General features: G+C 57.4%; 23 protein-coding genes, 1 tRNA gene and 1 other RNA gene. 12 read left to right on the top strand and 13 right to left on the bottom strand.

Annotation, left to right across the window (positions count from 1 at the left end; all coding sequences use genetic code 11):
* The first annotated feature begins 79 nt into the window (after positions 1–79).
* Together HMPREF1206_RS10330 and HMPREF1206_RS10325 are read left to right on the top strand one after the other, a co-directional pair.
* Positions 80–538, top strand: a complete 459-nt coding sequence (locus HMPREF1206_RS10330; RefSeq protein WP_284781964.1) for an NUDIX hydrolase — start codon at positions 80–82, stop codon at positions 536–538.
* A complete protein-coding gene (locus HMPREF1206_RS10325) occupies positions 522–2330 on the top strand; it encodes an ABC-F family ATP-binding cassette domain-containing protein (protein ID WP_016423251.1) in 1809 nt (602 codons plus the stop codon). Before HMPREF1206_RS10330 ends, HMPREF1206_RS10325 begins: the two co-directional genes overlap by 17 nt.
* A gap of 29 nt (positions 2331–2359) precedes the next feature.
* On the opposite strand, the gene HMPREF1206_RS10320 is transcribed toward HMPREF1206_RS10325, so the two are convergent.
* The 3 genes from HMPREF1206_RS10320 to HMPREF1206_RS10310 all read right to left on the bottom strand — a co-directional run bounded on the left by HMPREF1206_RS10320 (position 2360) and on the right by HMPREF1206_RS10310 (position 5929).
* Positions 2360–3334 (bottom strand): cation diffusion facilitator family transporter, encoded by a 975-nt coding sequence (locus HMPREF1206_RS10320; protein ID WP_016423250.1) that lies wholly within the window; start codon positions 3332–3334, stop codon positions 2360–2362.
* A gap of 20 nt (positions 3335–3354) precedes the next feature.
* On the bottom strand, positions 3355–4122 hold the full coding sequence (locus tag HMPREF1206_RS10315) for a S9 family peptidase (protein WP_016423249.1): 768 nt from the start codon (positions 4120–4122) through the stop codon (positions 3355–3357).
* A 163-nt stretch (positions 4123–4285) separates the two neighbouring features.
* Complete coding sequence (locus tag HMPREF1206_RS10310) at positions 4286–5929, bottom strand: AbgT family transporter (protein WP_016423248.1); 1644 nt, start codon at positions 5927–5929, stop codon at positions 4286–4288.
* 176 nt (positions 5930–6105) lie between these two features.
* Here HMPREF1206_RS10310 and smpB point away from each other — a divergent pair, with 176 nt between their 5' ends.
* Positions 6106–6609 (top strand): SsrA-binding protein SmpB, encoded by a 504-nt coding sequence (gene smpB / locus HMPREF1206_RS10305; RefSeq protein ID WP_005511394.1) that lies wholly within the window; start codon positions 6106–6108, stop codon positions 6607–6609.
* A gap of 28 nt (positions 6610–6637) precedes the next feature.
* Here smpB and HMPREF1206_RS10300 read toward each other — a convergent pair whose 3' ends face one another.
* Entirely contained in the window at positions 6638–7033 is a 396-nt protein-coding gene (locus HMPREF1206_RS10300) for a DUF3887 domain-containing protein (RefSeq protein ID WP_016423247.1), read from the bottom strand.
* Between the two features lie 357 nt (positions 7034–7390).
* Between HMPREF1206_RS10300 and ssrA the strand changes: the two genes are divergently transcribed.
* Positions 7391–7774, top strand: a transfer-messenger RNA (tmRNA) gene (ssrA, locus tag HMPREF1206_RS11045).
* Positions 7775–7848: 74 nt separating this feature from the next.
* Here the strand turns inward: ssrA and HMPREF1206_RS10295 are convergent.
* Both HMPREF1206_RS10295 and HMPREF1206_RS10290 read right to left on the bottom strand, forming a co-directional pair.
* Complete coding sequence (locus tag HMPREF1206_RS10295; protein WP_016423246.1) at positions 7849–8688, bottom strand: GDSL-type esterase/lipase family protein; 840 nt, start codon at positions 8686–8688, stop codon at positions 7849–7851.
* A gap of 262 nt (positions 8689–8950) precedes the next feature.
* Positions 8951–9532 carry a PPA1309 family protein gene (locus HMPREF1206_RS10290; protein WP_016423245.1) on the bottom strand — a complete coding sequence of 194 codons (582 nt, stop codon included), beginning with the start codon at positions 9530–9532 and terminating at the stop codon, positions 8951–8953.
* A gap of 151 nt (positions 9533–9683) precedes the next feature.
* Between HMPREF1206_RS10290 and HMPREF1206_RS10285 the strand changes: the two genes are divergently transcribed.
* Positions 9684–12671, top strand: a complete 2988-nt coding sequence (locus HMPREF1206_RS10285; protein WP_016423244.1) for a UPF0182 family protein — start codon at positions 9684–9686, stop codon at positions 12669–12671.
* A 200-nt stretch (positions 12672–12871) separates the two neighbouring features.
* Positions 12872–12945 (top strand) — tRNA-Met (locus tag HMPREF1206_RS10280).
* Positions 12946–13675: 730 nt separating this feature from the next.
* Here HMPREF1206_RS10280 and HMPREF1206_RS10275 read toward each other — a convergent pair.
* A complete protein-coding gene (locus tag HMPREF1206_RS10275; protein WP_016423243.1) occupies positions 13676–14749 on the bottom strand; it encodes a trypsin-like serine protease in 1074 nt (357 codons plus the stop codon).
* A 2-nt stretch (positions 14750–14751) separates the two neighbouring features.
* Complete coding sequence (locus HMPREF1206_RS10270; protein ID WP_016423242.1) at positions 14752–15708, bottom strand: DUF418 domain-containing protein; 957 nt, start codon at positions 15706–15708, stop codon at positions 14752–14754.
* A 211-nt stretch (positions 15709–15919) separates the two neighbouring features.
* Here HMPREF1206_RS10270 and HMPREF1206_RS10265 point away from each other — a divergent pair, with 211 nt between their 5' ends.
* Positions 15920–16426 (top strand): hypothetical protein, encoded by a 507-nt coding sequence (locus HMPREF1206_RS10265; protein WP_016423241.1) that lies wholly within the window; start codon positions 15920–15922, stop codon positions 16424–16426.
* On the opposite strand, the gene HMPREF1206_RS10260 is transcribed toward HMPREF1206_RS10265, so the two are convergent.
* Both HMPREF1206_RS10260 and arsB read right to left on the bottom strand, forming a co-directional pair.
* On the bottom strand, positions 16423–16851 hold the full coding sequence (locus HMPREF1206_RS10260) for a low molecular weight phosphatase family protein (RefSeq protein WP_016423240.1): 429 nt from the start codon (positions 16849–16851) through the stop codon (positions 16423–16425). The genes HMPREF1206_RS10265 and HMPREF1206_RS10260 overlap by 4 nt on opposite strands.
* Before the next feature lie 15 nt (positions 16852–16866).
* On the bottom strand, positions 16867–17934 hold the full coding sequence (arsB, locus tag HMPREF1206_RS10255) for an ACR3 family arsenite efflux transporter (protein WP_016423239.1): 1068 nt from the start codon (positions 17932–17934) through the stop codon (positions 16867–16869).
* Between the two features lie 72 nt (positions 17935–18006).
* On the opposite strand from arsB, the gene HMPREF1206_RS10250 reads away from it, so the two are divergent.
* The gene (locus HMPREF1206_RS10250; RefSeq protein WP_016423238.1) at positions 18007–18345 is read left to right on the top strand and encodes a helix-turn-helix transcriptional regulator; all 339 of its coding nucleotides are present in this window, start codon (positions 18007–18009) and stop codon (positions 18343–18345) included.
* A gap of 42 nt (positions 18346–18387) precedes the next feature.
* Here the strand turns inward: HMPREF1206_RS10250 and hisN are convergent, their stop codons facing one another.
* Positions 18388–19188 (bottom strand): histidinol-phosphatase, encoded by an 801-nt coding sequence (hisN, locus tag HMPREF1206_RS10245; RefSeq protein ID WP_016423237.1) that lies wholly within the window; start codon positions 19186–19188, stop codon positions 18388–18390.
* Positions 19189–19198: 10 nt separating this feature from the next.
* Positions 19199–20059, bottom strand: a complete 861-nt coding sequence (locus tag HMPREF1206_RS10240) for an inositol monophosphatase (RefSeq protein ID WP_016423236.1) — start codon at positions 20057–20059, stop codon at positions 19199–19201.
* 47 nt (positions 20060–20106) lie between these two features.
* Between HMPREF1206_RS10240 and prfB the strand changes: the two genes are divergently transcribed.
* Entirely contained in the window at positions 20107–21219 is a 1113-nt protein-coding gene (gene prfB / locus HMPREF1206_RS10235; RefSeq protein WP_016423235.1) for a peptide chain release factor 2, read from the top strand.
* Positions 21220–21221: 2 nt separating this feature from the next.
* Here prfB and HMPREF1206_RS10230 read toward each other — a convergent pair whose 3' ends face one another.
* Positions 21222–22604 carry an HNH endonuclease signature motif containing protein gene (locus tag HMPREF1206_RS10230; protein WP_147580948.1) on the bottom strand — a complete coding sequence of 461 codons (1383 nt, stop codon included), beginning with the start codon at positions 22602–22604 and terminating at the stop codon, positions 21222–21224.
* A gap of 423 nt (positions 22605–23027) precedes the next feature.
* Between HMPREF1206_RS10230 and ftsE the strand changes: the two genes are divergently transcribed.
* The 3 genes from ftsE (at position 23028) to ppk2 (ending at position 25657) form a co-directional block, all read left to right on the top strand.
* Positions 23028–23717: a cell division ATP-binding protein FtsE gene (ftsE, locus tag HMPREF1206_RS10225; protein WP_016423233.1), complete on the top strand. Its 690-nt coding sequence runs from the start codon at positions 23028–23030 to the stop codon at positions 23715–23717.
* A 48-nt stretch (positions 23718–23765) separates the two neighbouring features.
* Positions 23766–24668 (top strand): permease-like cell division protein FtsX, encoded by a 903-nt coding sequence (ftsX, locus tag HMPREF1206_RS10220; protein WP_016423232.1) that lies wholly within the window; start codon positions 23766–23768, stop codon positions 24666–24668.
* A gap of 83 nt (positions 24669–24751) precedes the next feature.
* A complete protein-coding gene (ppk2, locus tag HMPREF1206_RS10215) occupies positions 24752–25657 on the top strand; it encodes a polyphosphate kinase 2 (protein ID WP_016423231.1) in 906 nt (301 codons plus the stop codon).
* Positions 25658–25723: the final 66 nt, after the last annotated feature.

Genomic DNA, 25723 nt, shown 5'->3' with positions numbered 1-25723 from the left:
AAAGGACAGGCAATCTTTCCCCATGCACTGTGATGACAACCCCAGCAGGGCCGAGATCGGCCGGCGCGAACCGCGCGGCGTGGCTTGGACTAAGTTCTGGCCTGACGACGACGGCTGGGTGTGCAACTGCATAGTTTTCCGCGGTGACCGCTTGCTGCTTCTGCTGCGCGAATACGAGGGCTTCCTCGGGGGCCAGTGGGATCTGCCCGGTGGCAAGCTCGACGCAGGGGAGGAGCCCGCGGAGGCCGCTGTGCGCGAACTGCGTGAAGAGGCCGGCCTGCGCGCAGCGGAGGTCAGCGAATTTGCCCACTATTCCAATCCGGATATGGGCGGGGAGAACTTCCGCTTCCACACGGTGACTTTTCTAGTACGCGAGCCTGACGACGCGCAGGCTGTCCAGCTCAGTGGCGAGCATCCGGAATTTAAATGGGTAACCCGAGAGCAGTTCGATGAGCTGCCGGTGGCCTGGTATGTCCGGCGTGTGCTTGGCAACGTCGAATGGGGCACAATAAATACTCATCATGGCGAATCTGATTAATTGCGAGAATATTTCTAAGTCCTTCGGGCTCAAGACTCTGCTCGACGGCGTCAGCCTCGGCGTTCAAGAGGGCGACCGCATCGGTGTTGTCGGTTTGAACGGTGGCGGCAAGTCCACACTGCTGAAGATTCTGGCAGGCGTGGAGCCGGCGGACTCCGGACGTATTTCGCGAGCCAACGACATGGCCATGGCGCATGTCACCCAGGGCGCGGAGCTCGACCCGAACTCCACCGTGTTTGAATGCGTCATCGCACCGCTCGGCCTCGCTGAACACGAGTGGGCGGGTAACGCTTCCATCCGCGAGGTCCTCGATGGCATCGGCATCAATGACCTCGGTATGGATACCAAGGTCGCCAATCTCTCCGGTGGTGAGCGCCGTCGCGTTAACCTGGCGGCCGCACTGGTCCGCGATCTGGATCTGCTCATTCTTGATGAGCCAACGAACCACCTCGATATTGAGGGTGTGCAGTGGTTGGCCGATCATGTTCTTTCGCGCCGGGCAGCCCTGGTCGTCGTCACGCACGATCGTTGGTTCCTGGATACCGTTGCCACGAAGACGTGGGAAGTCCACGACGGAACCGTCGATTTTTACGATGGCGGTTACAACGACTGGACATTCGCGCGTGCCGAGCGTGCGCGCCAGGCGGATGCCGCCGAGCAGCGTCGCCAGAACCTTGCGCGTAAGGAACTCGCGTGGTTGCGCCGGGGTGCGCCGGCCCGCACGTCGAAGCCGCGCTACCGCATCGAAGCAGCTGAGGCGCTCATCGCCGATGTCCCGGCACCGCGTGATTCCGTGGAGCTGATGGCGTTTTCGCAGCGTCGTCAGGGCAAGGTGGTCGTGGAGTTGGAGCATGCGTCCCTGGAAACGCCCGACGGTAGGGAATTGCTTAACGACGTCACGTGGCGCCTGACCCCCGGCGAGCGCATCGGCCTGGTCGGTGTTAACGGCTCGGGTAAGACGACTTTGTTGCGTGCGTTGGCGGGAGACTACCCCCTAAGCGATGGCAAGCGAATTGAGGGCAAGACGGTGCGCCTGGGCTGGCTGCGACAGGAGCTCGATGATCTGCCGCTGGATATGCGTGTGCTCGACGCTGTGGAGGACGTCGCGACCTATATTGACCTGGGCAAGAAGCAGATTAGCGCCTCGCAACTGGCTGAGCGATTGGGATTTTCCCCGAAACGGCAACGCACTCCAATCGCAGACCTTTCCGGTGGTGAGCGCCGTCGCTTGCAACTCACGCGTGTGTTGATGAGTGAGCCGAACTTCCTGCTGCTCGACGAGCCGACCAATGACCTGGACATTGACACGCTGCAGGAATTGGAAGACCTGCTGGACAATTGGCCGGGCACGCTGGTGGTCATCTCGCACGACCGCTACCTGATTGAGCGTATTGCCGACTCGACCTGGGCCCTTTTCGGCGATGGTGAGCTGACGAACCTGCCAGGTGGGATTGGTCAATACCTCCAGCGCCGCGCACAGCTGGCTGACAGGGGTGCACGCGTCACTGCCACGCGAACTCGTGAAGATGATGCTGCCGAAGAGACATCGAAGCTCTCAGCCGCGGAAGCTCATGCTGTTCAAAAGAAGATGAGCGCCCTGGAACGGAAGATGGCGAAGCTGAGCGAGCAGGAAAGTAAGCTGCATGCGCAGATGGCGGAAGCGAGTGCTGATGTAGCCAACTTGGACACACAAAAGCTGGCGGACCTCGATCGCCGTGCTGCGGAGGTGGTTGAGCAGAAGGCAGAGCTGGAGATGGAGTGGCTGGAGCTAGGGGAGCAGCTCGAGGGCTAGCATCTTACTTCAGCTACTAGCCGAACATTTTAGGTATGAGCCGGGTACTCGTGGTCAGCGTGCCCGGTTCTTTCAATTTGCACCGTGGCGTGTTCAATCCCGTGGACGTCGTGAAGCAGTGCCTGCGCGCGGTCGAGCAATGCGTGCTCGTCGCCGTTGGGGAGCGTGTCGCAGCGCACGAGATGGACAGATGCCAGTAGGTCGCTGCCGTTGAGGGACCAGACGTGGAGATCGTGGACATCGACCACTCCGTCCAAGTCAGACAGGTCAGCAGTGATTCTCTCAGTGTCGACGCCCTTCGGGGTGTACTCCAGCAACACGTGGAGACAGTCGCGCACCAGAACGGCGGCTCGGGGGACGATGAAGAGCGCAATCACGATAGAGACCACCGAGTCGATGGCAGTCCAGCCGGTGTATGCGATAGCGATAGCGGAGATAATGACGGCGACCGAACCAGCGGCGTCGACAAGCACGTGCAGATACGCGCCGCGGACGTTGACGCTTTCCTTGGCAGCGCCGGCGAGCAGAAACGCCGCAATCACATTGGTGAGCAGGCCGATGACTGCGATGATGAGCATCGACGTGGTTTGAATCTCAGATTGCTCCACTGACCCGAATCGCCGGATTGCGCCCCAGAGAATCACAGCGGCAATGATGAAAACTGTCAGACCGTTGACGAGAGCAGTCAGAACCTCAACACGACGGTACCCGTACGTCGCGCGGTGATTGGCTCCGCGCTGGGCGATAGCCAAACCGGCAACTGCCATAAGCAGGCCTGCGGAGTCCGTCACCATATGGCCGGCATCTGCCAGCAGCGCCAGTGAACCCGAGACCAAGCCGCCGATGAGCTCGGCGAGAAATACGACAAGAGTTAGACCCGCAGCTGCGAGCAGGCGACGGGCAGGAGTATTCGCGGGGTCAATATGAGCGTGGTCATGGCCGTGTGAATGACCGTGTGAATGACCGTGGCCGTGTGAGTGGCCAGAGTGTTCAGTTGTGTCCATAACCCCTAATGATAACAGGGCTATTCAGCCTCCGGAAGATAGCTATCCGCCCACGCATAAATCAGGTCAGCAGCGCGCGCGGCGGACTTAGCGCGAGTGAGCAAGTGGTCTGCGCGATCCAAGCTCATCAGGGATTTTGGATAGCGAGAGACCTGGAAAATCTTCTGGGCGCTATCGATACCAACAGTCTGGTCGGTCGGGGAGTGCAGAATAAGCAGTGGCTTGCGCAGCTGGCTGAGATAAACCTCCGGGTTGTAGTCCGCCAACACTTCCAAGAACTCACGGGAGATGGGAATGCCACGACCTTCAATCTGCAGAACCTGCGTGCCGTGCTCATCGACCGTCGAAATGTCACCGGCGATGCGCACAATCGAGTGTGCCGGATCGAAGGGTGCACCGATTGTCGCTACCGCCTTGATTTTCGGCATATCGTGGCCGGCGTTCAGCGCCGCTGCGCCACCGAGCGAGTGCCCAATCAGTAGCGAGGGGGCCTCAAATTCTGCCTCCATGAACTCGTAGGCGGCCTTAAGGTCATCGATGTTGGTCTGGAACGTCGTCTCACCGAAATCACCAGTGGACTGCCCGAGGCCAGTGAAGTCGAACCGGAATGCCGCAATGCCCTTCTTCGCCAGCGCCTTGCAGGTGCGTGACGCGCCGGGCACCATCCGATTACACGTGAAGCAATGACCAAATAGTGCCCACGCGCGTGGCTTACCGTCGGGCAAATCAATCGATGCAGCCAGAGTCTCGCCTGTCGATCCCGTAAATTTTAGGTGCTTTGTTGGCATAGGTTATATCCGCGTCTCAGTGTGTGCTCAAAGTGTGTACGTTTTCGCTTAACGACGCCCGTTGTGGTGGCGACCGTACGCAATACTAAACCCGAGTACCGCAAATAGTTGAGGGATTGGCCGAAAAATTCGACCAATCCCTCAGTTGCCCAGAAGTTGTGAGTTAACGCACCGGAACCCCTGGCCCCAGCGGAATACCCGCGAGATACCACACAACAAAGAATAGGAACCAGCCCACCAGCATGCACAGCGAGTAAGGGATGGCCAGTGACATCAGCGTGCCGACACCCGCCGGCTTGTAGTACTTCTGCAGGAAGGTCAGTGCCAGCGCAAAGTACGGCGACATCGGTGTAATGATGTTGGTCGGGGAGTCACCAATACGGAATAGCTGCTGAGAGACCTCCGGGGAGACGTTGACGTACATCAGCATCGGCACCACGACCGGCGCCATCAGTGCCCACTGTGCAGAGCCCGAGGTAATCAGCATGTTGAGAACAGCCACCATCAGGACGAAGGCAGCAAAGAGCAACAGCGGCGGCAGATCCGCCTTGGTCAGGAATTCGGAGCCCTTGATGGCGGTCCACTGGCCGATATTGGACCACTTGAAGTAGGCCGTGAACTGCGAAACAGCGAAGAAGAGCACCATCATTGTGGTCAGTGTGCCCAGGCCACGTTCCATGAAGGCGGGCACATCTGCAGAGGAGGTGATGGTCTTGGCGCCAATGCCGTACGCAATACCGACCACGGCGAAGAAGAGGGCAATGGACACCACGACGTCGGTAAGCAGCACGGAATTCAAGATGCCGTCGCCTTCGCCGCGCAGAGGCGAACCCGGGATGAATAGGGCAGCGAACCACAGCGCCAGGAAGATGACGGCGGCGATGTTGCCGTAGCGCAGGCCATGGCGTTCGGAGGGATTTAGAACGAGCTTATCGCGGCCGCTGTTGGAGCTGCTCGACGCGGTGTCTTGCTCCTTTTTCTTAGCGTTTTCCTCAGCAGCCTCCTCCGAAGCGCCCGGCTTGGTGAACTCGGCAGCTTCGTGGTCAATATGATCGTCGTGGATGGTCTTCTCCACGTGCTTGGTGATGAACAGCTCAGTAACAGCCGTAATAATCAGAGCCAGCACAATCGACGAGGCCATGGTGAAGAAGTAGTTGGCCAGCGGCGAAACTACGTATTCCGGATCTACGAAGTGCGCAGCATGCGTGGAGATGCCTGCCAGCAGCACATCGGTAATGTTGAGCACCAGTGATGAATTGAACCCGGCCGACGAGGCGGCAAAGGCGACCATCGCACCGACAATAGGGTTACGACCAACGGCGGCAAATGAGGCGGCGCCCAGCGGAATGAGAATCACGTAGACGGCATCAGAAGCGATCGAACCAGTCACGCCGGCCAGTGCAACGATGAATGTCAGCAGGACAGGGGAGTGCACCTTGGAAATTGCCGCGCGAATTGCCGAGCCGATGTAACCGGAGTACTCCGCAATGGCGACACCGAGCATGCACACCAGAATCAGGCCAACTGGTGCGAAGTCCGTGAAGTTCGTTACCGCCTCAGAAACCATCTTTTGCAGATACTCAGCGGTAGCGAGACTTTCCACCTCGATGATGTCACCCGACGCGGGATCCTTGGCCTGCATACCCGCAGCCTCACCGAGCCACGAAGAAACGATGACTACACCGGCAAGAATTACAAACAGCCAAAACGGGTTTGGCAGTGCGTTGCCAATGCGTTCCAGTGTTGCTAGGAACCCCTTTGGCTTCGGGGGCGCTTTGTCCGGTTCCAACGTTTTTGACTGTCCCATATTTAAATCCCTCTGTGTTAGACGTTGGTAAAAGGTTAGGGGAAAGTAAGTTGCGTCACAACGTAAAAGGCCAGAGGCATATATATGTTGGCTGCAAGGAGGCGCACAAGGGAAAGTTAAGGGAATAGCTAGGAAATAGCTGTAGTGCACCTTCTTCGACTAGAGTTAAGTAGGTTATGGGCAAGAAGAAGTCGAAGAAAGAAAAGGTCAGCGCCAACAACGCGGTGGTGGCCACCAATCGTCGTGCCCGCCATGACTACAACATTCTTGACACCTACGAATGCGGTGTCGTTCTCGTGGGCACTGAGGTCAAGGCGCTGCGCGAGGGCAAAGCATCGCTTAACGACGCCTTCGCGACCATCGATGACGGAGAAGTGTGGCTGCGCGGGCTGCATATCCCGGAGTACTCCTACGGTTCGTGGACTAATCACTCGCCGCGTCGTTCGCGCAAGCTGTTGTTGCACCGCAAGGAGATTGACACCCTGTGGGGCAAGGTCCGCGATGGTAACAACACGCTTGTACCCCTGAAGCTGTATTTCACCAACGGTCGCTTGAAGGTCGAGCTCGCACTCGCCCGCGGTAAGCAGGACTATGACAAGCGCCAGGACATCAAGCGCCGCACGGAGGAGCGCGAAGCTACTCGTGCGCTGGGTCGCCGTGTGAAGGGCATCAAGGGGTAGCAGAGGTCTTCATTAGGAAAGGGCTCTATTAGAAGGGGAACTCAGTCGCATCGACTGGGAGGATGAGCAGGCCAATGACGTTTTCGTGACGGTCAAAGGCAACTCGAGCCATCCATTCGCCAGCCTCATGTTTGAGGGTGGTGATGACGAGACTTGTGCCGAGAATCTTCGACAGGAGTTTCTGCGAGGTCGGTTCCTTAGTCCTGGTTCCCCCGAGGCTGGTGACTTGGGTGTCGTCGAAAGATTCGAACGCCCCAGTCTCGGTGAGAACATCTTCCCAGACAGAGTAGATAGTGGACCAGGGGAGATCCTTCCGGAGCTTTGGGGAGATCATGCTTACGGTTTCTGCTTCTTCACCGTTGATGATGTGGCGAAGGAATTTTTCGCCGAGTTCGGCGATATGTGTAGTTTTTGTGGCAGTCATCAATTCTCCTGACACGGGGTTTTGGACACTTCCGAACCGTTTGAATGCCGCTTGCCGGGAGATATTGAGTACATTTCCAATCTCTGCCCATGAATGGCCCGCTGCGCGAGCCTGCGCCACGGCATCTTCAAGTTCTTGTTCGGCAATGTTCGTTGCTTGCAGTCGGTGACGGATTGTCGTCAATGGATCCATGACTGCAGTCAACCATTGGTTGACAATGGTGTCAACTCTAAGTTGACATGTGGGTGGGGAGCTGCTGGCTGTATGACGAGGTCTGTTGACTTTCCTCGTCGTAAAGCGTTATCCTTGAACATCCTTTGAGTGCTACGCACTTTCCCGTGCTCGAAGGCATTGTATGGGGCTGACATGGTTTCGACACCGTACAGTGAGCCAGGGGAAGCGTGCCGGTGCAGGCTAGAGACCACCGTTAAGCGTCGTAGCAACTGATTAAGCGCCGAGAACACTCAGCGCGACTACGCTCTCGCTGCCTAATTAAGCGACTAGCGTGTCTGTCAGGCCGGGCTTGCCCTTTGGTCCGGACCCTGGCATCGACTTAAAAGGGCTCGCCCGATGGGTGTGCCGTAAGGCTCATCGGGGATCTTCTTGCTTGCGGCTGGGCCCGTCATTCGGACATGTTTGCCTGAGCCGAAGGGTCGAGTAGAGGCGATTGTGCGAACTGCGCACGGAGAAGCCCTGGCGAGTTGGCGGTGGACCCGAGTTCAATTCTCGGCAGCTCCACAAATAGAAATCCCCGGTCATTATGGCCGGGGATTTTCTCGTTGTACTTGAAGACGTCTGAGCGACGTCGAAAGACCTTAGAAGGTGCTCTTGTAGACGTTGGCGATAGTGGTGCCAGCAACTGCCGAACCGTGGAAGGTCGGGTGGTTGGTCATGTTGTAGGAAGCAACATCGGTATCCAGAATTGCGGAGACCTGACGCTCACCGTCCGGACCACACATTGCGACGTCGATGTTGGTGACTTCCTTCATGTTGACGAAACCGATACCGGATTCAGCGGCAGCGCGCATCTGGCGGTTCTGCAGAGCCATCTCAAAGTGGTGCATGCCGGCAGCCGGAATGTGCGGTGCAAAACCTGCGGCGTTAACCGGGCAAGCGTAGTGAGTCGGGTCATTAGAGGTGAAGGCCGGGTAGCCAATCAGCATGACGCGAGTAGTTGGGTTAGCGGCCTTGATCTTCTCCACAGCGGCCACAACGTTGGTGGTGTACAGGTCATCCTGAACCGGCATTGGCAGCACAGCGCCCTGCATCGCGTCATTGGCACCAACGTAGATGGTCACCAGCTGGGTAGCCGGGCCGAGGGAACCCTGAGCGATGGCGTTGTCAACCTGTCCCATCAGGGACTTCTGCGGCTGAGTCGGCATGAAAGCGGTAGTGCCGTTGCAGGAATAGTCGTGCAGTTCAAGGCCAGTCTCACGAGCAACGTGAGAGCCGATGTTCGAAACCGAAATTGGGCAGCCACCACGGCCCGGTACGGCCGGGTCGGACTGACCCGGGTTAGCAGCGAAGGAATCGCCGAAGGCAACGTAGTTACCAGTAGGGAGAGCGTTGGCAACACCGCCAGTCAGGAGGGAGGCTGCCAGCGCAGAAGCTGCAGCTGCCGAAGCTGCTGCACGGCGAACAACGTTGTTCTTCATAATTAAAAACCTCTTAGTTGAAAACCAATAGAAGGAAAAACTCGCGCTACACTCGCGATTTCTTCGCCACAGACCGTCCCTGGAAGAACCCAGTCCGACAGAACCAAGTCCGACAGAACCCTGAGCGGATACTTAGAGACGTGCCTTTATCACTTTGTTATACAACTAGGTTCTAAGTCCGATGTCAACCGGAATCAGCTAGTTATATGGATATTCGGCGCTTTCAATGCCTCTTTTTGTCTCTTATCGCTGGTAGGTGGATTTATGAGGCGCTTCCGAACGTGGAATACAACGCAGCGATGACACCATCGGCTACCCCAGAACCGTCTTTTAGCTCAATCTCATCTTCAGCAAAGGGTCCACGCTCATCCAGTTCCGCCTCTGTGGGGCGAGGCTGAATCAGCGTTAGGTGTGGACCTTCACTGATAACGCCACTGAAAAGACGTGCCTGACGAGCCGCCTCACCATCCGCCTGTGCCCGCACCTCGTCCAGGGACGCGCCCTCAAAGCTGTCTGCCTGCTCCGGGGCGATGACCATAATTTCCTGCGCTAACACGGCACCGACGACACCTGCTGGCCAGGATGTCCGAGCGATAAAGTCCGCCAACTCAGGGCTACCACCTTCAATTCCCTCGGGGAGAGGTTCCTGCGCAACGACAGTCAATGGGGCGCTGTCAATCAGCTCGTCGGCAAGCACGTCGGCAAGCGCGGCGGTGGGGACGAGGGCGAAGAGGCTCGGAGCGCGGTCCCAACCTTCGGTGTGGACGTATTCGACAGCTTCGCGCACGGCGCGATTGAGTGCCTGCTGGCTGAGATGAGTCTGAGTGCCGTTGTTTTCGCTCATGACGCTTGACGACGCCCCTTTCCTGGCAACGCTGTATTAACAGCATCCTTAGTCAAATGTTAGGAACTTTATTTAGAGTAGATGACAGATAAGCGTACGACCGACTTACCAGCTCGCTGGCAAGTCAAGCTCAACTCGAACAGGAGAGACGTTGTCTCTAAACCAGACTCGACCGAGACGATCGGCGGGTGGCCGACCGGGGTGGCTGGCAATTACCGTGTTGGTGATTGCCGCGCTGACCTTTGTTATTCCAATCGCCGTCAATTTTTATACGGACTTTCAGTGGTTCGGTGAAGTGGGCTATCGAGGGGTATTCGCCACCACGTGGCTCACTCGTATTGTCCTGTTTATCACCGTAGGCCTAATAACGGGTGCACTGACATTTCTATCTATGTGGCTGGCGTGGCGCTCGCGTCCCGTCGACCTCGGGCTGACGGATCCACGCAGCCCGCAGGCAGTGTACCGACGGATGGCTGAATCTGGTTCGAAGTCGATGTTCACCACGCTGCCCGTTGTATTCGGCGTACTCGGTGGCCTTGTGGGGCAGGGCAATTGGCAGACGGTGCAGCTGTTCTTAAACCGGCAGTCCTTCGGTGAGACTGACCCGCAGTACGGCAAGGACTTGGGCTTCTATGCATTCCAGTTGCCGCTGTGGTCGTACATCGTTTCGACGCTGGTTGTCCTGGTAGTTATTGCGTTCCTGCTGTCGCTGGTGACACATTACTTCCTTGGTGGCATCCGCCCAGGTAACCCGACTACAGGGGAGAAGACCCGCGTTTCCAATGCGGCTCGTGCGCAGTTGGCGTGCTGGGCCGGTGTTTTCATGCTGCTCAAGGCTGTGTCTTACTGGCTGGACCGCTATGAGCTGCTGAATAACAAGCAGAAAACCTTCACCGGTGGTTCCTACACCGATATCAATGCGCTGCTGCCGGCAAAGATTACGCTGCTGGTCATCGCAATTGTCGTGGCCGCTGCATTCTTCGCTTCTATCTTCCTGCGCAACCTCTCCATTCCGGCGTTTGCCACAGTGCTGATGCTGGTCTCCGCGGGGCTGATCGGCGTGGCCTGGCCGATGGCAGTTGAGCAGTTCTCGGTTAACCCGAACCGCGCTTCCAAGGAACGTGAATACATTGCGCGCAACATTGAATCGACGCGCTACCACTACGGGCTTACCGACGACAAGGTGAAGGTCGAGCGCGACTGGGGCGTTCCGGCTGAAAAGGAAGGCGATAAGGAGGCAGCAAAGGAAGGTGCGGATTCGATTTCGCGCGATGCCGCGACATTGGCCAATATCCGAATCCTGGATCCGGAGGTCCTGCCGCGTACCTTCACTCAGCAACGTCAGCTGAAGAACTTCTACGGTTTCTCCGATCCGCTTGCCATTGACCGCTACCAGATTGATGGGGAGTCCCGTGACTTCATTGTCGCTGCTCGTGAGCTGAACCCGCAGACTCTGCAGGGCAACCAGACTGACTGGATTAACCGTCACACGGTCTACACTCACGGCAATGGTTTCGTTGCTGCGCCGGCTAATAAGGTTGACGAGGTTGCCTCCGAGTCCGGTTCCGCCCGCGGTGGTTACCCGCTGTACACCGTGGCTGACCTGTTCGAGTCCGAGGACCCGAACGGCATGAACCTGAACCTGAAGCAGCCGCGTATCTACTACGGTCCGGTTATCGCCAACAGCGATGCCGACTACGCGATTGTCGGTGGCAATGGTGACGGCAAGGACTACGAGTACGATGCTGACGGCCGAAACTTCACCTACGACGGTGAGGGCGGTGTTGGCGTTGGCGGACTTGCCAGCCGCATGATTTTCGCCACCCGTTACCAGGAACTCAACATCCTGCTGTCCGACCGCATTGGGTCGGACTCCAAGATTATCTACAACCGCGATCCGCGTGACCGTGTTCAGAAGGTCGCCCCATGGCTGACTACCGACACCAAGACGTACCCGGCTGTAGTCGATGGCCGTATGAAGTGGATCGTCGACGGCTACACCACGCTGGCCAAGATGCCGTACTCCCAGCGCATGAGCCTCCAGGAAACCACGCAGGACTCCATTAACCCGGATGGCACTCCACGCCCGCTGCCGAACAGCGAGGTCAGCTACATCCGCAACTCGGTCAAGGCGACCGTCGATGCCTACGATGGCACCGTTGAGCTCTACGAGTTCGATGAGGAAGATCCGGTGCTCAAGGCCTGGGAAGGCGTCTTCCCAGGTGTGGTGAAGCCAAAGTCCGAGATTTCCGAGGAGCTGCAGGAGCACCTGCGCTACCCGGAGGACTTGTTTAAGGTTCAGCGTGAGCTGATGGCGAAGTACCACGTCAGCGATCCGGGCGTGTTCTTCGCCAATGACTCCTTCTGGTCTGTCCCGTCCGACCCGACCGCACCGGAAGACAAGAACCTCTCTCAGCCGCCGTACTATGTTGTCGCTTCCGATCCGGAGAGCGGCAAGCCGAGCTTCCAGCTGATCTCGGCATTCCGTGGACTGGAGCGTGAGTTCCTCTCCGCTCAGATGAGTGCTTCCTCCGAGCCGGAGACCTACGGCCAAATCACTATTCGTGCTCTGCCGACCAACACCCAGACCATGGGTCCACGTCAGGCGCAGGACACGATGATGTCCGCAGATGAGGTCGCCCAGGACCGCACCCTGCTCGAGGGTACGAACGTAGTCACCAACGGTAACCTGCTGACGCTGCCGGTCGGCGATGGCGAGATTCTCTATGTCGAACCGGTCTACACCCAACGCAAGGGGCAGGAGACCGCATTCCCGAAGCTGTTGCGTATTCTCGTCGCTTACCGCGGTCAGGTGGGCTACGGCGCTACGGTCACTGAGGCTCTGAGTCAGGTCGGTATCGATGCTTCCGCCGTGACCAAGGTCCGCGGTGAGGAAGAGGCTGAGGAGCAGCCGTCGGATAAGGACAAGGACGCCGCCGACGCTGAGTCCGACGACGAGGCACCGAAGGAAGAGCGCAAGGTTGATGTCGCTGCGCGTGACGACGCCGCTCGCCGTATCTCCGACGCGCTAAAGAAGCTTAACGACGCCCAGAAGAACGGTGACTACGCAGCCCAGGGCCAGGCACTTGCCGAGCTCGACCGCGCTGCCGCTGACTACCAGAAGGCCAACGGCCAGTAAGGTTTACAGAGAGTAAGGCTTGCAACGGGAGATTAGCCGAGAATCATAGGGTCTTATGGTTCGCAGAGTCCCCAGGTTGTAGCGAAACTGGCTATGACCTGGGGATTGGTCTTTGTTGGAAGGTCCGTGCTACAGTTACATCTCGTTGGCCGGAGAGGTCAGCACCCGCTGTGAGTGCTTGTAAAAGCCAGGACAGTTGACGCGGGGTGGAGCAGCTCGGTAGCTCGCTGGGCTCATAACCCAGAGGTCGTTGGTTCGAATCCAGCCCCCGCCACTAAGAAGAGACCCCTACCGGTGTAAACGCTGGTAGGGGTCTTCGTTATTCGGGGGTCAAATCACCGTTTGGGGGTTAAGCCGTTGGGCAGTCGTTGGGTCTGACGAACTCGCGCACTTCACAACCGGGCATTGAAGGACGGTCGTCAAAATGCAGCGTGAGGCGCTGCTCGATTAGTCGGCCTGAAGGTACTTAGCTTGAGGAGTTGCTGGGTTGATTCTGGTCGATTTGCCTCAGCTCATGTACGCGCTGCTAGCTTTCGGTTTCACATATCGATGAGTTATTCACTTATGGATACGCTGGAGCGCATCGATGGGTGAATCATGCATCGATAAGTGAGCGCAATACTGGCAAAACGGTGGGCAGACAGCTGGCAGACAGCTGCCAGACAGGCTTGGACTCCCACGGTGGGCTCGAAATGTGGGCGGATGTGGAGTGACTCGTTCCTTTTTTCGCCCCTTCATAAAGAACTCTACGAAGTCTTGGCTTTCGATTTTTTCAGCCAGATCATTGGCGGAATCAACAGAGCCAGGCCACCGATAGGTGCGACCCCACCGAATCGTCGATTCTTAGAAAAATTGGAATAAAACCATAGGATTACCTCACGATTGTACGTCAGTTACCGAGAGATTTTGTGGCTTCGGTCACGATTAAGTTCCTCGCATGCACGATAAAAGCCGCCTACCCAGTACTTTCCGGGGAGGCGGCTTGTGGTTGTGGTTAGACGGTTCTACTGTCGGCCATTCCTAATGCGCGGCCAGGCTGCTGCGACAACCAGGCCAACGCACGCGATGGCGAGGTAACCCCACATGTGATCGGCGCTGGTCTGAATGGTCTTTGGCGGAGCAGGAGTGTTCTCCGCGGTCAGCACGCTTTCTGTGTCTCGGCCAGAGGTGATGTCATCGATCCAGTCAGCCGTGCCAGCGAGGGTGGTGATAGCTGCGCTGGGGGAGGGTAGGTCAGGATCGCCATTGGAGGTTCCGGCAGTAGCCAGGCCCGCGAGCTTGCCGTCGACGAAGAACGGGCCGCCGGAGTCACCGCCCTGCATACCCGCGCCAGAGACGGAATGTGCGTCCAGGATGGCGCTTTGAATCATTGGCATCATGGCAGCGTCGGCTGGGATGCTTTCCGTTCCTGCGGGGATCGACTCGGTTTTGGAGTCATCTGGCTTTACTACATCCGGCTTAACTGCACCCGGCATTGCTCCGCCTGGCTGCATCTCCATTGATTCCATGGCATCGCCCGGAACAGCTTCGCCTGGAGTAGCGTCACCCGGAACAGCACCGCCAGGCGCAGCCTCACCTGGAGTTCCTTCAGCCGGCCCGCCGCCCAGCAGCTCATTGACGACCATCTTGGTCATCGGAAGCTGCCCGGATCGTGCCATGGACGAGCTGCTGCTCCAGCCGTAGAGAGTTCCCGTCTGTCCAGGTGTGGGGATATCGCGGGAGACCTTCGCCGGGGTTGCGTCGGTGACCTTTTCGGTCAGGTGAAGCAATCCCGCATCAGACATTGGAGAAAGCGCCCAAGAATCGGCATCGTAGACCTTTCCACCGATGCGGGCCTGGGTCCCTTCGTTGTTCACAGACTCCAGGCAGTGGCGTGCGGTGAGCACCCACTGGTCGGCAACCAGCGTGCCGGTGCAGTCACCGAAATTACCGATTTTGCCAATCTTTAGCGCGGCCACAGAACTGCTTTCAGCATTGGCGGGTGCGGGTTCGCCGTTTTCCAATGCAAGAGCTGGAGTCGCAGATAGAAGCAGGGTGCTGCTAACAATTGCTGCGATGGAAAAAGATGTTTTCTTCACGGTTATTTCCCTTTCCCAGAAGGAACAATGCCCTTGATTGCGGTGGCAACGAGTTTTTCGGCAGGGCCCTGTCCGACAAATTTCTTCCAGAGGCTAGCGATGACGAGGAAGAATACGATGAAACCTGCTGCAGACAACGTGGAATGCAATGCAACATTCTGCTGCCAATAAAACGCGGTGAGAACGTGCAGGATGTAGATCGTCAGCGACATTGTTCCCATAGCCGCGAATGGGTAAACCACAGCTGGGAAGCGATCGCCTACGAAAAGGCACAAGTGCAGCACAATGGCGGCAACTGCGACGGAGAGAATGATTTCTCCGAAGACGCCAGTGTGTCCGGTAAAACGGAGCCAGCCAGCAATCTCGGGATCAAATCGGAAGTACATGCCGACGGCCGTGATGACAGCACTGACAGCGGTGACAATCCAGCTCAACCGAGCATTAGCGCTGGTCTCGGAGGTGGAAGTGTCTTGCAGGCGACTGCGTAGGTAGACGTCGTAAAGCAGCATGCCGCCGATGAAATATGCGATCCACGCGAGTAGTGGATAGATCTGCGGCAGCGTCATAGGCGCGTACTTGATTGTGGCGGCGATGGTTGCGGCGATGAAGAAGCCGACTCGCCACCAGGTTCCGAGCGCTGGCATCCAGGAAACCAGCATCATGACCAGGCCCATGATGACGAGGACCACCTGAATTTCTCCACCCACCGGCAATAGCGCCAGGCCGATGAGAATGATCAGGGCACCGCGAGTGATCAGGCGCAAGAAGGTAGTGCTGCTGTAATTGCGGCCGATAATCATCATTGTGGCGCCGGCGATAATGGCGAACAGTGATGAGGGTAGGCCAGAGAGCACAACCTTTGTGCTCCAAAGTAGTGAGGCCATATGGACAATGATCATGCCGATGATGGCGAGTGAGCGCGCTATATCGAGCCCCACAATTCGGGTAGGTTTATTCACCCCGGATTTCTCCTTTACTACAACTTATAGGGAGGTGCTCTTTGGTAAAAAGCACTCTCTACAAACGGCGTATTGAAAACGACTTTCTAGTTGTAGCAACCGAACCTGACAATACATTAAGTGACTATGTGTAAATCATGGTGTTTCGTCTGTGTTTTTACTGGGAAACTAGCGCGCTCAAAAAGCTAAGAGGCAGGCGTAACCTGGTGGCATGACATCGATGCTGACGAGTTTCACCTGGGCAGAGGTGCCAGGCGTCTTCCTCGCGTACCTATTAATCATTGCCATCCCCACCGCTCTCGCATGGGTGGGTGCCGCATGGTTGGCCAAAAAATACGGCGAGCGTATCGCATTTGGGCACACGATTTTCGTCTTTGTCGCAGCATTCCTAATCTGCTTTTGTACGCTCGCGTGGACACTTGAGGGCGAATACGACTACTCGCCGTGGCAGGTTTTCTGCAGCGGCTTTGCGATGGTCATCCTCACTGCCTCTGCCATGATGCGCGTGCCCGCCCCAGCTCTGAACCTGCTGCCCACCTGGTGGGCTGCCGTCGCCGGCTACGCCCTGTGCTGGAGCATCATTGCCGGCACCGACGACACCACCGGGCTCTGGGCAGTCGGCCTGATGTTCCTGCTCCTCGGCCTCATCGCAGGCGTCGGCGCAGTCGTGTGGCTTACGCTGGCGATAAGGCGGCTTTTGTTGGATTCTGCCGCTTAGGGATTCTTAGTGTAACGGAGTTCGACAGCTAACTCGTCGATACGGTGCTCGAGGTCATCGCGAATTAGGTCCATGCGTTCTTTTCCGTCGATGCCTCGTTTTGAAGGCTCGTCAGTAAGCCAACGCTCGAGTGAGCCTTGAGCGTCCGAGGGGAGCTCTACATGAGCGGCATCGCCGATGATGACAACACGATCTGCAGTCCGGAGAATCGTGGGGTCAATCGGCTTTGGTGATGCACCGTCCATAGAAGCGCCGATTTCTGCAACTGATTTGGCTGCAAGCGCATTGGTAGTAGTTTTGGGGTTCGTTCCTGCTGAAAGGGCGATGAACTGCGTGGCATATTTTGCACGCGCAATGGCCTCGGCCATCTGGGATTTACCGGCATTTGCCACGCAGATGAAAAGTACCTTCGGGATTTCCTTCATTTCAGAATCCTTTTTCTATAGTTTGTCCGGTACGGAAAGGTCATTGGGAAAAAGGCGTGGCCCGAGCCAGCGGGTGACGTAGACAAGTGCAACGAGTACGGGTACTTCAATAAGTGGTCCAATCGTTCCCGCAAGTGCTTGCTGGGACAATGGGCCGAAGGTGCCAACCGCAACCGCAATTGCCAACTCGAAGTTATTTCCGGCGGCCGTAAAGGCAATCGATGCGGAGGTTGCGTAGTTCATGCCCGCGGCCTTGGCCGAAGTGAGAGCGATCGCGAACATGGCGAGGAAGTAGATCACTAGTGGTAGTGCCACTTTCGCAACGGTCCAGGGATTCTCAAGAATCTGCTGTGACTGAAGCGCAAAGAGCAACACGATTGTGTATAGAAGGCCGGCAAGTGCCAATGGTGAGATTTTGGGCAAGTACTCATTTTCATACCAGTCGCGACCACGGGTGCGTTCACCAATTATGCGTGATGCCGCGCCAGCCAGAAGCGGAATACCGAGGAATACCACTACAGATAGTGCGATTGCCCAAAAAGAAAAGGTGGCGGAAGTGGTTTCCAGTCCCAACCAGGAGGGCAGAATCTGCAGGTAGAACCACCCTAGAGTGCCGAACATGAAAATTTGAAATAGCGAGTTTACGGCCACCAATACGGCAGCGACTTCAGTATCGCCGCAAGATAGGTCGTTCCAGACCAAAACCATTGCAATGCAGCGGGCGAGACCGACGATGATCACGCCAGTGCGCAGTTCTGGACTATCACTGAGGAATATCCAGGCAAGGGTGAACATCAGTGCGGGGCCGAGAATCCAATTGAGGAAGACTGTGATGCCCATCAGCTTCCTGGATGTCAAAATTTTGCCCGTTTTGTCGTATCGAACCTTTGCGAGCGGTGGGTACATCATGACCAGCAATCCGATGGCGATTGGTACGGAAATTGTCGTAATTTTTGCCTCTGCCAGCCAGTTCACAAGTGACGGTGCAATTTTGCCCAGAATGAGGCCAATTGCCATTGCAGCTGCAATCCATAGCGGCAAGAAGCGGTCTAGGAAGCTGAGTGACTTTGTAGTCTGTGTCATAGTTTCCGGTGTAATCAATATATCGATGATTGTCAATATATTTAGAGGGGAGGCCGTGTAGCCTCAACGGGTATGGACGAAATCTCAGAATGCTGTGCACTTGGCGGTCGGCCTCTCGACGCGGCGGAAGCGCAGGCTGCGGCAACGCTCTTCAAAGCGCTGGCGCAACCGGCGCGCCTGCAAATTTTGTCTCAGCTCGCTGCCGCTGGCTGTAGTCCGATGACCGTAGGGGAGCTGGCCGCTGTTTCTGGGCTTAGTCAGCCGACGGTGTCGCATCATTTAAAGACCATGGCGGATGCCGGGCTGCTAACTAGGTCTAAGAGTGGACGGGTGGTAACCCATGAGGTACGCCCTGAGGTATTTGCTGAGCTGCGACGTATCCTGGATATCGGTCACGCGGACGGGAGATAGTGAGCCGCTCGTCGCAAATTGCGATAGGTTGGAAAACCCTGTTTACCCGCCCAGGCGCTTGACGACGGCGTCGTGAAGCAACCCATTCGTCGCAACTGCGTCCCCGCCGTGCGGCCCGTTGACACCCGCGAGGGAAGTGAAGCGGCCGCCAGCTTCCTCCACCAGGATCGCAAGCGCTGCCAGGTCCCACAGGGAAACCTCCGGCTCCGCGGCGACATCGACCGCACCCTCGGCTACCAGGCAGTAGGAGAAGAAGTCGCCATAGCCACGCAGTCGCCAGGCGTCATCGGTAAGCCCGATGAAGTTATCGCGTAGGTCGCGCTCAGCCCAGCCGGTGAGCGAAGAGTTGGAAATTGAGCAGTCCGCGATGTCTGCCACCTTCGAGACCTCAATGCGGCGCTCGGTGGCTTCCCGGCCATCGACGTGGGTGCGCTTGAATGCGCCGTCGCCCTCGGATGCCCACCAGCGACGGCCCAGTGCTGGGGCAGAGACTACGCCGACAACCGGCTTGCCGTCCTCCAGCAGGGCAATCAAGGTGGCCCAGACCGGGACATTGCGCACGAAGTTCTTAGTGCCGTCGATGGGGTCGATGACCCACTGGCGCCCCTCAAACACAGCTTCGCCACCGAATTCTTCGCCGAGAACTTCATCGCTCGGGCGCTTGTCCGACAGAATCTCGCGGAGCAGTTTTTCGCACGCGATATCGGCATCGGAGACCGGTGTCAGGTCGGGCTTGGACTCGACGATTAGATTGGCCGCCTCGAAGCGGGACATCGTGAGCTCGTCGGCTGCGTCGGCAAGCGAGAGTGCGAGGGCGAGATCTTCGGAGTAAGAGGTGGTCATGGCCGAAATTCTAGCGCAGAACCTCACGTAACTCTGCGACCTGGCCACTCGAGCCCGCGAGCTTCCAGCGCCCCACCGACGTGCATTCGCCGCCTGCGCCCGAGATAAGCGCATACCCAGGCAGCCAGTCCCAGGCTGCGACGTCGCGCTGGAACCACACGCCGATGCGGCCGTCGGCCACGCCTGCCATATCTACCGACGCCGAGCCCAGCATGCGCCAGGTAGCGCTGCGGGACACCGCATCCAACCAGGACTTTGTGGCGGTGACCTCGGATTCCTCGCTCGAGCTCACCACCGTGGTGTGGAGGTAGGTCGCTGCGCAGACTTCCGAGAGGGGGCGGTCAGTGACCCGGAGGTCATCAACAGTGCCATCGAGGTTGATGCGAGTGGTCGGGAGATTGGGGCCACCAATCCAGCTCTCGCCCGTTGCCGGGCGGTGCACCGCGCCGAGGACGACCTCATCCGGATTGTTCGCATCGCCCATAACCAGCGCCAATGCGCTGCACCAGTAGTCCGAACCAGTGGTGAAGTTGTAGGTGCCATCGACAGGATCGATCACCCACGTGCGACCAGACTGGGACTCCTTCGCTGACCCTTCCTCGCCAAGAATGCCGTCCTCCGGGCGGAGCGCGGCCAAAGCCTCGACGACGAATTTCTCCGCTGCGCGGTCGGCCGCGGTGACGACGTCGGAAATCGATGTCTTGTACTCCGTGACCAGGCCTTCGTCGCGCATACGAGCGGCAATGGTAGCGGCACGCTTCACGATGGCAACCGCAACGCTGGTATCCGATGCCACAATCGACTCGGATACTTGGGAGAGAAAGAGTTCTAGGTCTTGGCTGGAATCTTGGCTGGCGGTGGATTCAGACATACGTCCTATTGTGCAACGAAACAGGCGGTATAGCTAAGGTAGTACCCGTGAACCCGGATCTGAATGCTGACCTCAAAGAACTCGACGCGACGCTGACCACCATTGAGAAGGTGGTCGATGTCGACGAGCTTTCCGACCGGATCAGGGAGTTGGAAGCCCAGGCCGCCGACCCGTCGCTGTGGGACGACCCCGACTACGCGCAGCAGGTCACCAGCGCACTGTCGCAGGCGCAGGCGAAGAAGAAAAAGATCGACTCGCTGCGCGGGCGCCTCGACGATCTCTCCGTGATGTACGAACTCGCGGAAGAGGAGGGCGACCCCGACGCCGTCGAGATGGCCGATGCCGAACGCGCTGAGCTGCGTGCCGACATCGAATCCCTCGAGGTCACGACGATGCTTTCGGGGCCTTACGACGAGCGCGAGGCGGTCATTAACATCCGCTCCGGTGCCGGTGGCGTGGATGCCGCTGACTGGGCCGAGATGCTCATGCGCATGTACCTGCGCTGGGCCGACAAGCATGGGCATAAGGTCGAGGTTTACGACACGTCCTACGCTGAAGAGGCCGGTATTAAGTCCGCTACTTTCGTCGTCCATGGCGAGTACATGTACGGCACCCTCTCGGTCGAGCAGGGTGCGCACCGTCTGGTTCGTATTAGTCCTTTCGACAACCAGGGGCGCCGCCAGACTTCCTTCGCTGAGGTTGAGGTGCTGCCGGTTGTGGAGGAAACGGATCACATCGACATCCCCGAGTCAGATTTGCGTATCGACGTCTACCGCTCCTCCGGCCCAGGTGGGCAGTCGGTGAACACCACGGACTCCGCGGTCCGACTTACGCACGTCCCAACCGGCATCGTGGTGACCTGTCAGAACGAGAAGTCGCAGCACCAGAACAAGGCATCTGCCATGCGTGTTCTGCAGGCGAAGTTGCTGGAGAAGAAGCGCCAGGAAGAGCGCGCGGAGCTGGACGCTCTCGGCGCAGGCGGCAATGCCTCGTGGGGTAACCAGATGCGCTCCTATGTGCTGCACCCGTACCAGATGGTCAAGGATCTGCGTACCGAATACGAAGTCAACAACCCACAGTCGGTCCTCGACGGTGACCTCGACGGTTTCATTGAGGCCGGTATTCGCTGGCGCATGGCTCAGCAGTCCGAAGGGGAGTAGCCCTAGAAGGGCGGTTCGTCTTCGAGTGCTTCCGGTGTCTCGGGAGTTTCCGGTGCTTCCGGTGTGGTGGGCTCGTCGGCTTCTGATTTTCTCTCGTTTTTGTTCATTCCCAGTTCTTCGCGAGCCTGATTTGTCAGCTCCTGTGATTCGCGGAGGTTTTCCAACCTCTGCTCGTTGTACTCCTTGAGCGTCTGTGCTTTCTTTGTCTTGCGCAGGTCGAAGGAGTAGCGACCGTGGCCGGAGAGCGGCCCTGATTCTGTGCTGATTAGGGCAGCTTTTTCAGCGCTCTGATCAGTGGCGGAGGTCCAGTACTCCACGCCGTCGATATCGCGCACGACATTCCAAAGACCGGCCGTTTTTAGATTGTGGTGGCGACGGCATAGGCAATGGAGGTTGGGCGTCTCGGTTTGGCCACCTTCGTCGGGATTCTCGTGGTTATACGGCTGAATGTGGTCGATGTCGCACTTCGTCGCATCGACATCGCATCCGGGAAAGCGACAGGTGCCGTCTCTACCTTGGATGTAAGTACGCTGTCGCTCTGTTGGCGAGTACTTTTCCGTTTTCTCGTCTGCTAGTAGCCGGATGCTAGTGACCCGATCGAGCCAGGATTCAGTGGCGATTTTGTTGATCCACCCCAGGCCACCGATCCAGGCTTCCTGGGGCTTGTCTTGGGTTAGTGGGCAGTACAGATTCAGTGTGGCGGTGACCTGGGCAGTCCCGTGCAGAAGATGTGAAAAGGCCTCGACAAAGTCGCAGTCCTGATCAGCGGTGATTTCTTCCAAGACCTTCTGAAACTCAATTGCCCGCTCAGGCATTAGTTCCATGGTGACTTCAGTGAGGTTGTCCTTTAACTCGAACGTTATAGATTCGCCAGCTTTTTGCTCGATGCCTTTTTGAAACGAAGTGATCGGCGGGTCGTACTCATTCTTCGGGCGCAATAGCGGGCTGACTTCATCAACAAGTCGCTGAATATTCTGTTGAAGGCTCCGAACTCCGCGAAGAACTTCACCATTGACTCTCGGCGTGATCAGCTCAAGGAGATGGTCTTCGAAATATCTCACAGCCGAGGCGTCATCCAAGGGGAGGACGGCCGTGGCAATGACCCGCATGTGGGGAAGCGGTAGCTGTGCGCGTTTGAGCAGAAGCTCTTTTAACCGCGGGAGTCGCGCTAGTTGCATCCCGACATCGATGTACTGGAGTGTTCTCCCACGTGACATGCCAAGAGCTGGAGCGATTTTGGCGATGTAATCTTCGACATCTTTTGTTGAAGAACAGGGAACACAAGCAAGGGCAAGCTTCAAGTCAGCTCGATTGCGGTCAATTCCAAGACGTGCTGGTGCTGTTTGAGAAATCTCATGGTGAAAGCGTGGCGCTGTTGCTTCCATCGCCGCAGTGTAAGTGCGTTTGCGTGGTATATGTTCCCCGCTGGCCATTGGTGAATCCCCCTGAAAGATAAGGCCTGGACGTTGAAATGTTGAAATAAGGAAGAGGTAGGGAAAGTATTTTCGACTAACTCTGGGTGTCAATTTTCCAAGCTTGAAGCAGCTCGGCGACGTTATTTGGTGCTTTCAATCCTCGTGTTTAATCTTTCATGACCCATTTTAATCGAACAGATAAGCGAAGTAAAGGGTGATTTAAAGATTTTTAGGGAAAATAATTTCGAATGCCGCTATGTCGTGAGCTTTCGTGCGGTCGCGCTCTGGGGTTAGCGTTCGACGCCGCCTGTTCCCGCAATCCCGCCATCCCAGCGCCTAGTTTCGCGCATTCCAGAGTGACTTGAGTGGCTTAAGTGATTAGAGTGTCTACTTATGATCACTTTCGACGGGGTTACCAAGTCCTATTCGACTTCTAGCCGACCAGCTCTCGACGACGTTTCAGTCCACATAGATAAAGGTGAGTTTGTCTTTCTCATTGGACCGTCGGGCTCTGGTAAGTCGACCTTCCTGCGCCTTATGGTGCGTGAAGAGAAAGTGGATTCAGGAAAACTGACAGTTGCAGACCAGGATCTAACCAAGATTTCTCGTCGCAACATCCCGAAATTGCGTCAAAAGGTGGGGTACGTCTTCCAGGACTTCCGCCTGCTGCCAAAGAAGACGGTGTACGAAAATGTCGCGTTCGCATTGCAGGTAATTGGCAAGCCGAAGGCGAAAATCGACAAGGCAGTTCCGGAAACGCTCGAAATGGTCGGGCTCTCGGGCAAGGAAAACCGCTACCCGCATGAGTTGTCGGGTGGTGAGCAGCAGCGCGTCGCCATCGCTCGCGCCTTCGTCAACCGCCCGCTCATCTTGCTTGCCGACGAGCCCACCGGCAACCTCGACCCAAGCACCTCCGGTGACATCATGCTCTTGCTTGACCGCATCAATCGCATGGGCACGACCGTTATTGTGTCGACTCACGACAACGATGCCGTGGACTCCATGCGTCGCCGCGTGCTGGAGCTGGAGCTTGGGCGTCTCGTGCGTGACGACGCCACGGGTGTTTACGGCCTGAACAATTAGCAGACAGTCCATCGGTAGAAGAACTCATTCGAAAGGTATTACTGACCTATGAAGACTCGCTTTGTCCTCGGTGAGGCTTTCTCCTCCTTGGGCCGAAACATCACGATGACCATCGCGATGATTATTACGACTGCGGTGTCGTTGGCGCTGCTTGCGACGGGCATCCTGGTTACTGAGCAGACCAGCCGCACGAAGGATCTCTATCTCGATCGAGTAGAAGTGCAGATTGAGCTGAATGAACAAATCTCAGCCGAAGACCAAACTTGCTCCTCGCCGGAGTGCGCTGACGTCGTCGGCAAGCTTGAAGAGGCTGACGGCATTGATTCGGTGACCTTCCGAAATCGTCAGCAAAACTTTGACCACTTCGTGGAGATGTTCAAGGACAGTGACCCCGTGCTCGTGGAAAATGCGACGCCGGAGTCGCTGCCGGCTGTCGTGATGGTGCGTCTGAGCGACCCGACCGATGTCAGCCCGCTCGATCCGATTCGGGAGCTGCCGCAGGTCGACCATGTTACTGACCAGCATGAAGAGATCGGTACTGCAGCTCAGAACCTGGACTCGGTGCGAAATGCGACCTTCCTGCTGGCTGCGGTGCAGGCCGTTGCCGCGGTGTTCCTGATTGCGAACATGGTGCAGATTGCGGCGTTCTCGCGTCGTAAGGAAGTTGAGATTATGCGCATGGTCGGTGCCAGCCGTTGGTTCACGCAGGCGCCGTTCGTCCTCGAGGCTGTGATTGCGTCGCTGATTGGTGGTGTGCTGGCCATTGGTGCGCTGTTCCTGGGCAAGGCGACGGTCATCGATCCGGCGCTGAGTAACCTGTACAAGGCACAGCTCCTGGCGCCGCTGACCAACGGCGATATCGGTGTGGTGGCGCCGATCGTGGTCGTTATTGGCATGGTCTTTGCTGGGCTTGTTGCACAGGTCACGCTGCGTCTTTACTCACGCGACTAGGGTTGCAAAAAGGTTAGCTATTAGGCCCCGCGGTTAAACCCGGCGAATAGGGCCGTCGCGCCCTGCCGGGTAAACTGTGGACTATGAATAATGACGACGTCCAGCGCCCACCGAAGCTCGACAAGAAGGCTTATGAGGCTGAGCTCAAAAAGCTCCAGGCAGAGCTCGTCGAAATGCAGCAGTGGGTGGTAGAAACCGGTGCCCGAATTGTCATCGTGATGGAGGGGCGTGACGCTGCCGGCAAGGGGTCGGCCATTAAGCGCATCACGCAGTACCTGAACCCCCGTACCTGCCGTGTTGAGGCTCTGCCGGCCCCAACTAGCCGTGAGCAGGGTCAGTGGTACTTCCAGCGGTACGTCGAAAAGCTGCCGACTGCTGGTGAGATCGTGATTTTCGACCGCTCCTGGTACAACCGTGCCGGCGTTGAGCGGGTCATGGGCTTCTGCACCTCCCAGGAGTACCGTCGCTTCTTGCATCAGGCGCCGATTTTTGAGCGTCTGCTGGTCGAAGACGGCATTATCCTGCGTAAGTACTGGTTCTCTGTGTCGGACGAGGAGCAGGTTGCCCGCTTCAAGTCCCGCCGTGAGGATCCGCTGCGCCGCTGGAAGCTCTCGCCGATGGATTTGGAGTCCATCACCCGCTGGGAGGATTACTCCCGTGCAAAGGATGAGATGTTCATCCACACCGATATCCCGTCCGCACCGTGGTTCACGGTTGAGTCTGAGGACAAGAAGCGTTCGCGTATCAATGTCATCAACCACCTGTTGACGACCATTCCGTACGAGCGCATTCAGCGCGATGTTCCGGAAATCCCGGAGCGTCCGGAGTCGGAGGGAAGCTACGAGCGTCCGCCGCGCACTGAGTTCCGCTATGTGCCGGACGTTGCCGCCAATCTCGAGGCTGACCGCGTGAAGGGCGCAGGCAAGTCCGATAAGAAGGGCAAGAAGCACAAGAAGGACAAAAAGGACAAGAAGAGCAAGAAGAAGTAGCTCCTTAGTCTCAGTGAGGTTCTGGTCGTCAGAACCTTTCCCTGGTTAGTTATCTGTGTCACACTG

It is taken from the genome of Corynebacterium sp. HFH0082, from assembly GCF_000411235.1.
GTDB classification, from domain to species: domain Bacteria; phylum Actinomycetota; class Actinomycetes; order Mycobacteriales; family Mycobacteriaceae; genus Corynebacterium; species Corynebacterium jeikeium_D.
The sequence above is the reverse complement of the archived record's forward strand: the minus strand, read 5'-3'. Positions and strand labels throughout refer to the sequence as shown.

Coding starts and splice junctions, on each gene's coding strand:
- HMPREF1206_RS10290 (WP_016423245.1), bottom strand. CDS start 9,532: ATGAGCGAAAACAACGGCACTCAGACTCATCTCAGCCAGCAGGCACTC.
- ftsE (WP_016423233.1), top strand. CDS start 23,028: ATGATCACTTTCGACGGGGTTACCAAGTCCTATTCGACTTCTAGCCGA.
- HMPREF1206_RS10265 (WP_016423241.1), top strand. CDS start 15,920: ATGACATCGATGCTGACGAGTTTCACCTGGGCAGAGGTGCCAGGCGTC.
- HMPREF1206_RS10300 (WP_016423247.1), bottom strand. CDS start 7,033: ATGACTGCCACAAAAACTACACATATCGCCGAACTCGGCGAAAAATTC.
- HMPREF1206_RS10250 (WP_016423238.1), top strand. CDS start 18,007: ATGGACGAAATCTCAGAATGCTGTGCACTTGGCGGTCGGCCTCTCGAC.
- hisN (WP_016423237.1), bottom strand. CDS start 19,188: ATGACCACCTCTTACTCCGAAGATCTCGCCCTCGCACTCTCGCTTGCC.
- HMPREF1206_RS10295 (WP_016423246.1), bottom strand. CDS start 8,688: ATGAAGAACAACGTTGTTCGCCGTGCAGCAGCTTCGGCAGCTGCAGCT.
- HMPREF1206_RS10315 (WP_016423249.1), bottom strand. CDS start 4,122: ATGCCAACAAAGCACCTAAAATTTACGGGATCGACAGGCGAGACTCTG.
- HMPREF1206_RS10320 (WP_016423250.1), bottom strand. CDS start 3,334: ATGGACACAACTGAACACTCTGGCCACTCACACGGCCACGGTCATTCA.
- smpB (WP_005511394.1), top strand. CDS start 6,106: ATGGGCAAGAAGAAGTCGAAGAAAGAAAAGGTCAGCGCCAACAACGCG.
- HMPREF1206_RS10260 (WP_016423240.1), bottom strand. CDS start 16,851: ATGAAGGAAATCCCGAAGGTACTTTTCATCTGCGTGGCAAATGCCGGT.
- HMPREF1206_RS10325 (WP_016423251.1), top strand. CDS start 522: ATGGCGAATCTGATTAATTGCGAGAATATTTCTAAGTCCTTCGGGCTC.
- HMPREF1206_RS10310 (WP_016423248.1), bottom strand. CDS start 5,929: ATGGGACAGTCAAAAACGTTGGAACCGGACAAAGCGCCCCCGAAGCCA.
- HMPREF1206_RS10230 (WP_147580948.1), bottom strand. CDS start 22,604: ATGGAAGCAACAGCGCCACGCTTTCACCATGAGATTTCTCAAACAGCA.
- ftsX (WP_016423232.1), top strand. CDS start 23,766: ATGAAGACTCGCTTTGTCCTCGGTGAGGCTTTCTCCTCCTTGGGCCGA.
- ppk2 (WP_016423231.1), top strand. CDS start 24,752: ATGAATAATGACGACGTCCAGCGCCCACCGAAGCTCGACAAGAAGGCT.
- arsB (WP_016423239.1), bottom strand. CDS start 17,934: ATGACACAGACTACAAAGTCACTCAGCTTCCTAGACCGCTTCTTGCCG.
- HMPREF1206_RS10240 (WP_016423236.1), bottom strand. CDS start 20,059: ATGTCTGAATCCACCGCCAGCCAAGATTCCAGCCAAGACCTAGAACTC.